Annotated in this window: 12 protein-coding genes; 4 read left to right on the forward strand and 8 right to left on the reverse strand. The window is 67.5% G+C overall.

Translation table 11 applies throughout. From position 1 onward, the window contains the following. The first annotated feature begins 101 nt into the window (after positions 1–101). Complete coding sequence (locus OG326_RS25485; RefSeq protein WP_297617319.1) at positions 102–596, forward strand: phosphoribosyltransferase; 495 nt, start codon at positions 102–104, stop codon at positions 594–596. A gap of 71 nt (positions 597–667) precedes the next feature. Here the strand turns inward: OG326_RS25485 and OG326_RS25490 are convergent, their stop codons facing one another. Together OG326_RS25490 and gloA2 are read right to left on the reverse strand one after the other, a co-directional pair. Beyond that, positions 668–1159 (reverse strand): peptidylprolyl isomerase, encoded by a 492-nt coding sequence (locus OG326_RS25490; RefSeq protein ID WP_327139642.1) that lies wholly within the window; start codon positions 1157–1159, stop codon positions 668–670. A gap of 204 nt (positions 1160–1363) precedes the next feature. Next, positions 1364–1750 carry an SMU1112c/YaeR family gloxylase I-like metalloprotein gene (gene gloA2 / locus OG326_RS25495; protein ID WP_327139643.1) on the reverse strand — a complete coding sequence of 129 codons (387 nt, stop codon included), beginning with the start codon at positions 1748–1750 and terminating at the stop codon, positions 1364–1366. Between the two features lie 278 nt (positions 1751–2028). Between gloA2 and OG326_RS25500 the strand changes: the two genes are divergently transcribed. Then, entirely contained in the window at positions 2029–2490 is a 462-nt protein-coding gene (locus OG326_RS25500; RefSeq protein WP_327139644.1) for a phage tail protein, read from the forward strand. 19 nt (positions 2491–2509) lie between these two features. On the opposite strand, the gene OG326_RS25505 is transcribed toward OG326_RS25500, so the two are convergent. The 4 genes from OG326_RS25505 to OG326_RS25520 form a co-directional block, all read right to left on the reverse strand. Continuing rightward, on the reverse strand, positions 2510–3403 hold the full coding sequence (locus OG326_RS25505) for a fructosamine kinase family protein (protein ID WP_327139645.1): 894 nt from the start codon (positions 3401–3403) through the stop codon (positions 2510–2512). 278 nt (positions 3404–3681) lie between these two features. Next, a complete protein-coding gene (locus OG326_RS25510; RefSeq protein ID WP_327139646.1) occupies positions 3682–4476 on the reverse strand; it encodes a helix-turn-helix domain-containing protein in 795 nt (264 codons plus the stop codon). A gap of 370 nt (positions 4477–4846) precedes the next feature. Further along, positions 4847–6802, reverse strand: a complete 1956-nt coding sequence (locus OG326_RS25515) for a CocE/NonD family hydrolase (protein WP_327139647.1) — start codon at positions 6800–6802, stop codon at positions 4847–4849. Between the two features lie 178 nt (positions 6803–6980). Then, positions 6981–7517, reverse strand: coding sequence for a sugar O-acetyltransferase (locus tag OG326_RS25520; protein WP_442791050.1), 537 nt, complete (start codon positions 7515–7517; stop codon positions 6981–6983). A gap of 84 nt (positions 7518–7601) precedes the next feature. Here OG326_RS25520 and OG326_RS25525 point away from each other — a divergent pair, with 84 nt between their 5' ends. Next, positions 7602–8501 (forward strand): TIGR03619 family F420-dependent LLM class oxidoreductase, encoded by a 900-nt coding sequence (locus OG326_RS25525; RefSeq protein WP_327139649.1) that lies wholly within the window; start codon positions 7602–7604, stop codon positions 8499–8501. Positions 8502–8595: 94 nt separating this feature from the next. Then, positions 8596–8949 (forward strand): iron chaperone, encoded by a 354-nt coding sequence (locus tag OG326_RS25530; RefSeq protein WP_327139650.1) that lies wholly within the window; start codon positions 8596–8598, stop codon positions 8947–8949. A 27-nt stretch (positions 8950–8976) separates the two neighbouring features. Here OG326_RS25530 and OG326_RS25535 read toward each other — a convergent pair whose 3' ends face one another. Together OG326_RS25535 and OG326_RS25540 are read right to left on the reverse strand one after the other, a co-directional pair. Continuing rightward, positions 8977–10269: a DUF4153 domain-containing protein gene (locus OG326_RS25535; protein WP_327139651.1), complete on the reverse strand. Its 1293-nt coding sequence runs from the start codon at positions 10267–10269 to the stop codon at positions 8977–8979. Between the two features lie 803 nt (positions 10270–11072). Then, complete coding sequence (locus OG326_RS25540; protein ID WP_327146577.1) at positions 11073–12017, reverse strand: HAMP domain-containing sensor histidine kinase; 945 nt, start codon at positions 12015–12017, stop codon at positions 11073–11075. Positions 12018–12285 lie beyond the last annotated feature (268 nt).

Raw genomic sequence — 12285 nt, forward strand, 5'->3', positions numbered from 1 at the left:
CATTCCCGGACGTTCCGCCCACCCTCGGCGGATACCTGCCGCACAGTCCTGACGTGCTCGTATGATCCGTTGGTCAGGTGTACGAAACCGATGGAGGCGGAATGAGCGATCGCGAAGAACTCGACTGGGAACTGTTCGGCGACGCCAGCCGGGAGCTGGCACAGCAGATCGCCGACGACGGCTTCGAACCCGACCTGATCCTGTCCATCGCGCGCGGCGGACTCTTCGTCGCCGGATCGCTCGGCTACGCCCTCGACGTGAAGAACCTGCACGTCATGAACGTGGAGTTCTACACCGGCGTCGATCAGCGCCTCGACCTGCCCGTCATGCTGCCGCCCGTACCCAATGCCGTCGACCTCACCGGCGCGACCGTACTCGTCGCCGACGACGTCGCCGATACCGGCGCGACGCTCAAACTGGTGCGCGACTTCTGCAAAGACCATGTCGCAGAGGTACGTTGCGCGGTCATCTACGAGAAGCCGCGCTCGGAGGTGAACTGCGAATACGTGTGGAAGCACACCGACCGCTGGATCAACTTCCCCTGGTCCGTGCAGCCGCCCGTCGTCAAACGCGCGGTCCGCGTCCTCGACGCCTGACCCCCGGCACAGCAGCGCGCCGGGTTCGAATCATCGAACCCGGCGCGCTCTCGGTCTATTGGGGGTAAGCGTCAGACCAGTTCGGCGGACAGAATGGTGACGGCATCCACCGGCACATCCTGGTGGCCCGACTTGGAGCCGGTACGCACGCCCTCGATCGCGTCGACGACGGCAACACCGTCGACAACCTTGCCGAACACGGTGTAGCCGAAGCCATCCTGGCCCGGGTAGTTCAGGAAGTCGTTATTGCTGGAGTTGATGAAGAACTGCGCGCTGGCCGAATGCGGATCGCTGGTGCGAGCCATGGCAACGGTGTACTTGTCGTTGCGCAGGCCGTTGCTCGCCTCGTTCTCCACCTTGTTCGGGGCCGGCTTCTGCTTCATATCGGCGGTCATTCCGCCGCCCTGCACCATGAAACCGCGGATCACCCGGTGGAACACGGTATCGGTGTAGTGGCCCGCCTTGACGTAGTCGACGAAGTTCGCGACGGTCTTCGGCGCCTTGGCCTCGTCGAGTTCCAGGGTGATATCCCCGGCGGAGGTCTTCAGGAGCACTGTGGTCATGTCGCCCATCGTATGGGAGCCCGAAACCGGGCGACCGCCCGGCATCCACCGGCCCTTGCCTGTCAGTGTGGAAAGGGTGATTGATGTGGGACAAGACGTTTCGCCGTAGGCGACATCACGGAGCTTCGTCAAAAGCAAGCACATGCATAGATGCGCATATTTCCATTAACTAATCGCAAGACCTTCGCCGGAGCCGCACCGGCCTCACGCCTCGTACAGCTCGAGCGGCAGATCGTCCGGATCGGCGAAGAATCCGAACCGCTTCCCCGTGTACTCGTCCACCCGCACCTCCTCCACCCGAACACCCTGAGCTGCCAATTGCGCCAGGGCCTCCCCCACATCCGCCACCACGAAGGCCAGATGCCGCAGGCCGGCCGCCTCCGGCCGCGAAGGCCGCGGCGGCGAATCCGGGAACGAGAACAATTCCAGCTGCCCGCCATCCGGAAGCGCGAGATCCAGCTTGTACGAACGCCTTTCCGCCCGATAGTTCTCGGCCAGCATCCGCAGCCCGAGCACCTCGGTATAGAACGCCTTCGACTTCTCGTAATCCGACACGATCACCGCGACATGATGGATTCGCTGCAGCTCCACGCGCCAGACGTTAGCTCACCGCACCGACATTCGGCCGCAACCCAGACGGCACCCCTCCCCTGCCACAGGCCGCTTTTCCTTACGCCCAGTTCCGCAGGCGACTTTCCCCGACACACTGGAGCATCACATGAGTAGATGCGCATATTTCCATGTTCATATGAAATATATCCGACTGCTGGAAAGGCCTCGATGGTTGGCGACCGCTCGGGCGGCGAGGTTGTAGGGTCGAATCGATGCGTTCAGGGATGTAAACGAACCTACGGACCGAGGGATACGCCATGTCTTACGTCGTGGATTTCACCGATGTCTCGACCGTCGGCCTGGAATCGTCGCCCGTCGCGGATGCGCTCGCCGGTCTGCGGGCGAACGAGGCCCGGTATTTCAAGAACAAGTACGACCACGTCTTCACGGTGGAGTCCGCTGACAAGGCGGCATCGACCATCGAGTGGATCCACACCATCCTCGAGAAGGAACGTGGCATCGTGATCGCCTCTCCCCCGCTCGAGGCGACGGCCTTCCAGGTGGAGAACATCAAGATGGCCTACGTCTTCTACGAGAGCGGCCTGTCGATCAACGTGATGTACGCGGTCGACGACGGCGGCAAGCGCGCGGTGGGGTTCAAGCTCTCCGAGGGGATGGAAGTCCCCGAGGAGCTCTCGAAGTTCAAGTTCGCGCGGCAGAAGTCGAAGCTGGCCGGAACGATTCGCGGCTCCTACTTCGTGATCAAGAACGAGTACTGAATCCGGCCTGGCCAGCCAGTTACCCCGCGAGCGCCGAAGCCGCGGCCGCCAGCAGCATCCCGCGATACGAGCCGCCGAACAGCACCACGTGCACCAGCAGCGGATGCAGTTGATGCAGCGGAATGCGTTGCCGCCAGCCCGAAGCCAGGGGTGCGGACTCCCGATAGGCGGCGAGGATCAGGTCGAGGTGCGGGGCGCCGAAGAGTGCCAGCATCGCCAGATCGGTCTCCCGGTGCCCGCCGTGCCCCGCCGGATCGATCAGCAGCGCCCGCTGCCCCGACCAGTGCACATTGCCCGACCACAGGTCCCCGTGGATACGGCTCGGCGGTTCCGGCGGACCGGACAGATGCCCGATGCGCTGCATGACCCGCTCGATCAGCCGAATGCCGTCCCGGCCGAGGTATTGCGCGGCGGCCGGCAGATACGGCGCCAATCGCCGCTCGGCATACCAGCTCCCCCACTCCCCCGCGGTCGGCGAATTGTCCAGCGGCAGTGTGGCAATGAAGCCGGGCCAGGGTGCGCCGTAGATGCCGGGCGAACTGCCGTGCAATTCCGCCAGCGCACGACCGAAGTGTGCGGCAGCGGCCGGGGACGCGGATTCCGGCGCCAGCCACGGCAATATGAGCATGCGGTCGTCGTCGGCGATTACCGGCGGGACGATCGCCGCATCGGCTTCGGCGAGCCAGCGCAGGCCGGCGGCCTCTGCCGCGAACACGCCCCCGGGTAGGAACAACCCAGCGTCCGAATCGGGTCGATCCGAGGATTCGGCATCCTCCGGAGCCGCCTTCACGAATACCGAACGCCCGTCGGCCAGTTCACCGCGGTACAGCGTCCAGGCATGCTGCTGCCCGAAGCTGGTCAATCGGCCGACCGGCACACCGGTGAGTTCGCGTAGGCGCGCGGCGACATCCATGAATACACATTGTGTCGGACTTCGACTCAGGTGACTTCAGTCTGAGTAGCCAGAATGCATACAGGCGTGTCGTGCGATCCGCGGTCGGCCTAATCGGTCGAACATCGAAGGAAGGCGGCAGTTTTTACCGTCCTGCACCGGTCTTTGACCGCTCAGGCCGGATCGCGCCACATTGCCCGAGTTGCGCTTGCTCCCTGTCGCATCGATCGACACCGGAGTCCGGCCATGATGCGGCGGCTTTGCGGGCCGACAGCGACTCGCGGCGACGCACACCGCTGCTAGGCGTCGGCGCGGATGGCGATGCGTTCGCGCAGCAGTGTCGCGGTGACCGCGTCGGCGGGGAAGAAGGCTTCGATCGCCAGTTCGGCCACGGTGACGTTCATAGGCGTGCCGAATACCGTGGTGACGCTGATGAAGGCGAGGTCGTGGCCGTCGTAGCGGTAGCGCATGGGGACGACGGCCTGGTCCGGGTCGGGCAGTCCCGGGGATTCCTCGCCGCCGGGGTAGCCGCGCAATTCCTGTAGTAGCGCGATCAATTCGGGTGCGCCGCTGACATCGATCTGCCGTTGCAGTCGCTCGAAAAGGTGGCCGCGCCATTCGGCGAGGTTGATGATGCGGCTGGCCAGTCCGTCCGGGTGCAGGCTCAGGCGCAGCACATTGACGGGTGCTTCCAGCAGTCTCGGGTCGGCGCCCTCCAGGAACAGTGCGATGCCCGCATTGGCGTCGACCATGTTCCATCCGGCGTCGACGGCCAGCGCCGGATGGGGTTCGTGCCCGGCGAGAATCTGCCGGATGGCGCTGCGCACAGGTTCCATGGCGGGGGTATCCAATTCCGGTTCGGCGTAGACGGGTGCGTATCCGGCGGCGAGCAGCATGCGATTGCGTTCCCGCAGTGGGATTTCCAGCTCATCGGACAGGTGCAGAATCATCTGCCGACTGGGTGTGGCCCGCCCCGTTTCGATGAAGCTGAGGTGCCGGGTGGAGGTCTCCGCCCGCCCCGCCAGTTCGAGCTGGCTGAGCCGCCGGGTGACTCGCCAATGCCGCAGGAGGTCGCCGGCAGTCTGTGTACGCATGCGTAGATCGTACGAATCCCCAGCACCGCAAACCATTACCCGCCGGGTAATGCGCGGAGTACCTCGGGATCTGTTTTGGAATCTGTGCGAATCGAATCCGCTGCTCAGTGGCCCGGTCGGTGGGTGGCGAAGTCCGCGAGAGTGATCGGGGGTGCCCGACGTACTGCTGGATGACAGGGGTCACCCGGTAGAGACCGGTGCCTTCACCCAGGAGCCGGAAGATCTCCCACATCTGGCGTCAGCGTGGGCCGATTCCGCGCCGAGAGGGCTCTGGTGGAGGCGACACGCCGCACAACGCCACCGTCAGAGCCCTCTCGGCGGCGAGGCCGGTTGGTGTTGGCGTGTTTCGGGGGTGCGGCGGGGGTGCTCGCTATGCCGAGGCGGGGGGTTGTTCGAGGGTTGTGGGGGCTGCGAGGAAGGTGAGGAGGCTGGGGTGGCGGGGGTCCAGGACTATGGCTTGGTCTTTGAGGTGGCGGGTGACGACGGGGGTGAGGAAGTAGCGGGGCCAGCTGGTGCGGGTGATGGCTACGCGGAGGCGGTGGCCCTCGGGCAGGACGGCTTCGGTGGGGGTGATGTCGATGTCGAGGTTGTGGGGGGTGCCGGGGTGGACGGGGAGGACGGTGGCGGCGGTCAGGGGGTGGTCCGCGGTCAGGAGGTGGCCGTCGACGAATTGGCTTGTGGTCTCGTTCACGGCGCGGCGGCTCGAGCGCAGGGCGCCGCGGGCGATGACCGCGGAGGAGCCGTCCGGGGAGACATCGCAGATGGTGACCGCCCAGAAGGCGTCGGTGCCGCTGGTGACCACGCGCAGGCGGAGGTTGAGGGGGCCGGACAGGAGTAGGTCGTCGGGCAGGGGTGCGCTGGTGAAGGTGACGGCGGCGGCTTCGTGTGCGCGGTCGTCGACGGCCCAGTCGCGGCCGAGCAGGGTGGGCAGGCCCATCAGGATCCAGCTGCTGGTCTGGGAGGTGATGCCGGGGCGCTTGCGCGGCAGGCGAATTCGGCCGGGGTAGCGGCCGGGTGTGGCGGCGAGGGAGCCGTCGGTGGCGGCGTGTGCGGCCGCGCCGCTGGCATCGGCGGACAGGTACCACTGGTGCAGGCGGGCGTCGGGGTGCGGGAAGGTGTCGCGGCTGACCCAGCCGCCGCCGAGCTGGCGGACGGTGACGGGCCCATATTCGTCGATCCCGTTGTCGATGCCCTTGACCCAGCGGTCGAAGAAGGCGCACTGCAGTTCGTCGAGGCGTTGCGGGTGGTCGGCGGAGCCGAATCCGGTGCCGGGGCCGACGTGATAGCTGTCCTCGACCACGAGTTGTGCTGCGCCGGTGGGCAATCGGAGCCGCTGGTGCAGGGCGGGTGCGGAGCGCACGAACACGTCGTGCCAGCCGGCGTGGATCCAGGTGGCGGCGGTGAAGTTCTCGAGCTGCGGTCGCCGGTCGGTGGCTTCCTCATCGTAGAAGTGCTGATGGTGTTGATCGGACAGCAGCGCGCCGGCGACATCGGGCAGCCGGGTGAAGGGGCTGGCGAGGCGGTCGCGCAGGAACTGGCCGAGGGCACCGGTTTTCACCAGTCCGGGGACCGAGGGCAGCCATTTGGTGCCGTTGACGGCGGCGATCCAGGCCAGATTGAAGGTGGACTGGGTGCCGCCGGTGAGCATGATGTCGCGGGTGGGGTCCTCCGAACCGACCAGTGCGAACACCGCTTTCAGGCCCTCGGGGCGGTGTCCGGCGGTTTGCAGGGCGGTGATGGCGAGGTAGGAGATGCCGGTCATGGCGAGGTCGCCATTGCACCACGGCTGATGGCGCACCCACTCCAGGACTTCGAGGTGATCGCGCTGTTCCCGCGCGGACATGAGTTCGAGTCGGCCGGTGGAGGTTCCGGTGCCGCGCACATCCACGGCGACGTGGACGTAGCCGCGAGAGATGAGGGTGCGGTTGGCGCGGATCGATTCCAGTGCGCCGCCGCCGAGTGCGCGCAGCATTTCCCGGCCGCCCGCGCGCCCGTGTGCGGACGGCGGGACCGCGCGGTACACCAGGGGGCCCAGCGCCGATACCAGGTTGATCAGCGGGTTGGCGCGCGTCATCAGGGTCTTGTTGTACGGGCTCAGGGTGATGACCGCCGGCAGTCCCTCGGCGACCGCCGTACCGTGCCGATCGGCGGGCCGGGTGATGTCGGCGGAGAGAATTGTGCCGTCACTCAGGCGGATTCCGATCCCCCGATCCACCTGAATCCGGGGGTAGAGGGCGGGTCCGAGCTTGAAGCGCGCATTGGGCGGCAGTGCGGCGCCGTGGGCGCCCGGGGCCGAAGCGGAGGCGGATTCCTGCGAAGGCGACATGTTCGGCTCCTTTGCCGAGGTGGCTCACCAGCACGTGAACCCATTGTCTCAGACGGTAAGGGATTTCCGCGACGCTGTCACTACGGCAGCGCGTCCGAATTCCGGCTGCCGAATTGTGCACTCGACCAACCCCTCAGCCGTTGCAGGACAGAGATTCTCGTACTCCGCAGGTCACGGTTCAGAGCATGCGGATCACCCGCGCCGGATTGCCCGCCGCGAACACCCGTTCCGGCAGATCACGAGTCACCACACTGCCCGCACCGACCACCGTGTCCGACCCGATGGTGACGCCCGGACAGACGATCACCCCGCCGCCGAGCCACACATTGTCACCGATCACGATGGGCGCGGCGCTCTCCCAGCGCTGCCTGCGCAGTTCGTGATCCTGCATCGGATGCAATGCGGTGAGCAGCTGCGCACGCGGGCCGATGGACACGTCATCGCCGATGGTCACCGGCGCGCAATCGAGCACGATGGCGTCGTAGTTGAGAAAACTGTTGTCCCCCAGCCGAATCAGATGCCCGTAATCGCATTGGAAGCGCGGCATGATCCAGGAACCCTCCCCGATCGCCCCCAGCAGATCGGTGAGCAGGGTGTGCCGCTGCTGCTCCGCACCCGCGCCGGTGGCATTGAATACGTCGAGCAGTTCCTGGCAGTGGCGGCGTTCGGCGACGAGTTCAGGGTCGTTGTCGCGGTAGAGCTCGCCGCGCAGCATGCGGTCCTTGTGTTCTCCCACGCTTCCATCCTGACCGATGTCGGGCTGTGCGAGGGCGTCCCGGTCTCTGGTATCAACGGTGCAGTGAAGATCGGATTCTCGCTCCCCCAGTTCGGTACTCAGGCCTCGCAGGGCGATCAGGTGATGCGGTATGCGGCGGCGGTGGAACAGGCCGGGGCGGACAGCCTCTGGGTCGGGGACCGGCTCATCGCCGCGACGAACCCGACGGTCGGGTACGGCGGGCAGGACACCATTCCCGACGAGTTCAATGCGATTCTCGATCCGTTCCTGGTGCTGGCGCTCGCGGCCGCGGTGACCGATCGGGTGCGGCTGGGCACGAATGTGCTTATCGCGCCGCTGTATCGGCCCGCCCTGCTGGCGCGGTCACTGACCACCCTGGATGTGGTGAGCGGCGGGCGATTGGTGCCCGGATTCGGGATCGGCTGGTCGCCGGACGAATACGAGGCGGCCGGGGTGCCGTTCACCCATCGCGGGGCGCGGCTGGACGAGACCCTCGATGCGCTGGAAGCCATCTGGACCACGGATCCGGCGGGGCACGAGGGGCGTTTCGTCTCGGTGCGCGAGCATCGCAGTGAGCTGCGGACCGTGCAGCGGCCGCGGCCGCCGATCTATCTGGGCGCGTTCAGTCCGGCGGGGCTGGCGCGGATCGGGCAGCGGGCCGAGGGATGGCTGCCGGTGGTTCCGGTACCTGGGCCGCCGGGGTGGGGTGCGCGATTGCTGCACCTGCGCGCGATCATCGATCAGGCCGCGGTGGCGGCGGGACGCGATCCCGGAACCATCCACACGATTCTGCGGGTGAATGTCGCGGCCGGCAGTTCGGTGGCGCAGGTGGCGGACACCATCGAACAGGTCGTCGCCGAGACCGGATTCGACGATGTGTTCGTCGATCTCATGTACCTCACCGATTCGGTGGACGGCATGCTCGCCGCCGCCACCGAATTGCTCGAACGATTGCGCGGGTGAACTCTGCGCGGTTACCCGGGTACCGGGTGAGCGCCACCGGTACCGTCACAGGCGAATGCTGTGTACCCGGGGCCGAGTGCGGAAGGTGGCAGTGATGTCGGAGGCTTCGACCGTCGATGAGTACATCGCCGACTTCCCCGAGGCGGTGCAGCAGATATTGCGGCAGGTGCGCGCGACCATCCGTGCGGCGCTACCGGACTGCACCGAGACCATCAGCTATCAGATTCCGACCATGCAGGTGGGCGCCCATCCGGTGATGTACTTCGCCGGGTGGAAAAAGCACATCAGCATGTATCCGGTGCCCGAGGGTGATGCCGCGTACGAGCAGGCCATCGCGCCGTATCGCTCCGGGCGGGGGACATTGAAGTTCGCACTGGACAAGCCGATTCCCTACGACCTCATCGGGCGCACGGCCACGCTGCTCACCGAACGCAGCGCCCGCCACTGAGCGCAATGCTCACCTGACCGCTGGCCTTCAGCGGGCGGACGATCGGGACAGGTTCCAGCCCTGCCAGGTATCGCGGTCGAGTCCGGCGCGCACATCCCGCGCGATCTCCTCGCGCTGCGCTGCGGGCAGGCGGTCGAGGGCGGGCAGGATATCGGTCGAGAGTCTGCCGAGGTACTCGGAGTCGAGGGTTCTGCCCGCCTGCCAGCGATCGATATTGCGGTCGGCCACCAGGTGTTCCGGATTCACCACCGCCAGCACCAGCAGGGTGGCCAGCGCGGCGCCGGCCGCTGCCCGCGGCACCCATTCCCGGCGCAATCGCACCAGGCTCGACAGCACCAGCAGGTAGACCAGGCCGATCCACAGTTCGAACACCTCCACCAGCAGTCGCAGCACCGTGAATCCGTAGGCCTGCTGGTAGGTCCACATCCGATGCAGCGCGGACGCGACGATCACCAGCGTCAGCACACTCACCGCGCTCACTCCCACGCGCAGCCACAGCCGATCCCCCGCCGACTGCTGCGCCGCCCACCGCTGCACCACCGCGATCACGGCCAGCGTCAGCATGCTGACCATCGACAGCTCCCAGAACCCGCTGCGCGCGTACTCCGCGTAGGTCAGATCCGCTGTCCGCTGCACATATCCGTCGCCGCCGAACATCACCGCCAGCTGCGTGCCCACGAATACCGCGAACAACACGGTCAACGCACCCATCGGCAGACCCCACTCGGTCCGCGACAGCCGCCGAATACGCGGCGCCGCAACCGATTCCGTTCCTCGCTCCTGCACAGCCGCCGCCCCGCCCGCAATCACCAGATCCATCCAGCCGGTCACCCGCGAGGGCCCGTCCGCCGCCGGAGGCGGACCCGCCAGCACATACAGCGCCCCCGCGACCCCCAGCCCCGCGATCGTGAACACGAATCCCCACTGCACCAGCAAACCGGTATCCAGCACCGGCACCACCGCACCGACCAATCGCGCGAACACCGGATCAGCCCCCACCAGCAGCGGCACGAACACCAGCAGCAGCACAAAAGTCGCCGCAACCGACCACCACACCCGAGGCCCCACCCGCCGACTCCCGGCCCCGCGCCCCACCCCCCGATACAGCCACGGCACCGACATCACCGCAGACCAGGGCACCGCCACCATGTCGAAGAACACCCCGAACACCGACCGCCGCCCCACCGCCGCAAACGATCCGGCCACCCCCGCCCCGAGCACACACAGCACGAACAACCAAGGCGCAGCCCGAAACACACCGATCGCGAGCAACCCCAGCGCCAACGCACCCCACCACATCCGGGACGAAGGCACATCCACCAGGCGTCTACGTAAGTCGTGCGATACATCCGCACCCCTCAGCACTCGCGACCACCCCGCGTCCTCCCGCACCGATCCGCCGCCGGAATCAGGCATCCCAGCGGCGGCACGCCCCGAGGCCGCCGCTGAACCCGCATCCAACTGCGTCGCGGGGGTGCCACCTGCAGTTTTCCGAGACCCAGACGCCACGACCGGCGGATCTCCATCATCAGCCGCACCCGAAGCGGGCTCGAAGCCCGCCGACGCCGCATCCGCCGTCGTCGCACTGATGCCACCTGCGGTTTCTCGAGCCCCAACAGCCGCATCCCGCCGCCCGACCCGATCGACCACCCACACCGCACCCGCAGTCACACACCCCGCAAGCACCCACCCGATCCCCGGCCGATCCAGCGGCACCAGCACCGCCGCAGCCACCCCCACCCCGCCGACCGCGAGCAATGTCCCCCGCGGCATCGGAACAATCGCCGACCTCGGCGGAAGACGCAGCGGCACAGTACGTCTCGGATATTCCGGACCGCTGGAACCCGGCCCGAGGGCGCCACCTCCGATCGTTATCTCAGCCACCCACCCCGGCGGCGGGCTCGCCGACCAGACCGATGCCGATCTCGATCCGGACGGGTCCGCAGGGGCCGGGTCATCGGGGAGGTGATGGTCGGGGGCGTGCTGGGTGGGCGGGGTTTCGGGGTCGGGGGTGGGGAGTGGGATTTCGGGCATGGGTGATCCTTCGGTAGGCGTGCGTGAATGGCCCGGGAGCCGGGGGCGGCCGGGAGGTGTGGGATTGGGGTCGGCTGTTGCCGGAGGGGTCAGGTGTTGGGGAGGGTGATGCGGATTCGGGAGCCGGGGGCGGTGACGGCGATGGCGCCGCCGTGGAGTTCGACTATCCAGCGGGCTATGGCCAGGCCCAGGCCGGTGCCGCCGCCGCTGCTGCCGCCCCGGGTGAAGCGTTCGAAGATGCGGGCGCGTTCGGGGATGGGGATGCCGGGGCCGTCGTCGTGGACTTCGATGACGGTGTGCGAGCGCAGGGTGTGGGCGGTGAGGCGGACTTCGCCGTGCGCGGGGCCGTGGCGGGTGGCATTGTCGAGCAGGTTGAGCAGGACCTGGTGCAGGCGGGCGCGATCGGCACGGACGGTCAGGCCGGGGGTGGCCGCGATGGTGAAGCGGACGGGGCGGTCGATGGCGGCGGCCATGACTTCCGCTTCGGCGACAACCTCTTTCAGCAGCGACTCCACGGGCAGCTGCTCCAGGTACAGCCGCACGGCTCCGGCTTCGATACTGGACAGGGCCAGCAGCTCCGAGATCAGCAGGCTCAGACGTTCGGTCTGCGCGAGCGCGGTGCGCAGCGTGGCCGGATCCGGTTCCGCGACACCGTCCACCAGGTTCTCCAGCACCGCACCCAATGCCGTGATGGGCGTGCGCAATTCGTGCGACACATTCGCGATGAAATCGCGGCGCTGCTGATCGGCGGCCCCCAGATCGGCGGCCATCTGATTGAACGCCTCCGCCAGCTGACCCACTTCGTCATGGGAGGTGGCGCGCACCCGCCGCGAATAGTCGCCCTGCGCCATGCGTTTGGCCGCCGCGGTCATCTCCCGCAACGGCAGCGTCATACCGTGTGCGAGCACCTGCGAGGTCACCAGGGCGATCAGCATGGCCGCCACGGTGGTGCGCGGTGGCAGCCAGCCGATGCGCGAGGCGAAGAACCCGAACGCCACCGCCCCCGACCCCAGCATGAGAATGGCCAGCTTCATCTTGATCGACCGCACCCGGTCCAGCGGCCGGGGCAACCGCGCGGCGAGGCGATTGCCCGCCGCCCGCACCAGCTCCAGCCGACGCACCGCAGGCTCCCGCGCCGAACCCGACCCCGCTGCCGACGCCTCACCCTCGGTTGCGCGCGGCCCACTGCCGGTTGCGGACACCTCACGATCGGGCGCCACCACCGCACCGTCGGGCGCGAACACCCCTGTATCGGTTGAGCGCACCGCACAATCGGCAGCCCAGGCACCGGGTGGAGCCGCT

It is taken from the genome of Nocardia sp. NBC_01327, assembly GCF_035958815.1.
GTDB lineage: Bacteria > Actinomycetota > Actinomycetes > Mycobacteriales > Mycobacteriaceae > Nocardia.

Coding starts and splice junctions, on each gene's coding strand:
- OG326_RS25485 (WP_297617319.1), top strand. CDS start 102: ATGAGCGATCGCGAAGAACTCGACTGGGAACTGTTCGGCGACGCCAGC.
- OG326_RS25490 (WP_327139642.1), bottom strand. CDS start 1,159: ATGACCACAGTGCTCCTGAAGACCTCCGCCGGGGATATCACCCTGGAA.
- OG326_RS25500 (WP_327139644.1), top strand. CDS start 2,029: ATGTCTTACGTCGTGGATTTCACCGATGTCTCGACCGTCGGCCTGGAA.
- OG326_RS25505 (WP_327139645.1), bottom strand. CDS start 3,403: ATGGATGTCGCCGCGCGCCTACGCGAACTCACCGGTGTGCCGGTCGGC.
- OG326_RS25510 (WP_327139646.1), bottom strand. CDS start 4,476: ATGCGTACACAGACTGCCGGCGACCTCCTGCGGCATTGGCGAGTCACC.
- OG326_RS25515 (WP_327139647.1), bottom strand. CDS start 6,802: ATGTCGCCTTCGCAGGAATCCGCCTCCGCTTCGGCCCCGGGCGCCCAC.
- OG326_RS25520 (WP_442791050.1), bottom strand. CDS start 7,517: ATGCTGCGCGGCGAGCTCTACCGCGACAACGACCCTGAACTCGTCGCC.
- OG326_RS25530 (WP_327139650.1), top strand. CDS start 8,596: ATGTCGGAGGCTTCGACCGTCGATGAGTACATCGCCGACTTCCCCGAG.
- OG326_RS25540 (WP_327146577.1), bottom strand. CDS start 12,017: ATGAAGCTGGCCATTCTCATGCTGGGGTCGGGGGCGGTGGCGTTCGGG.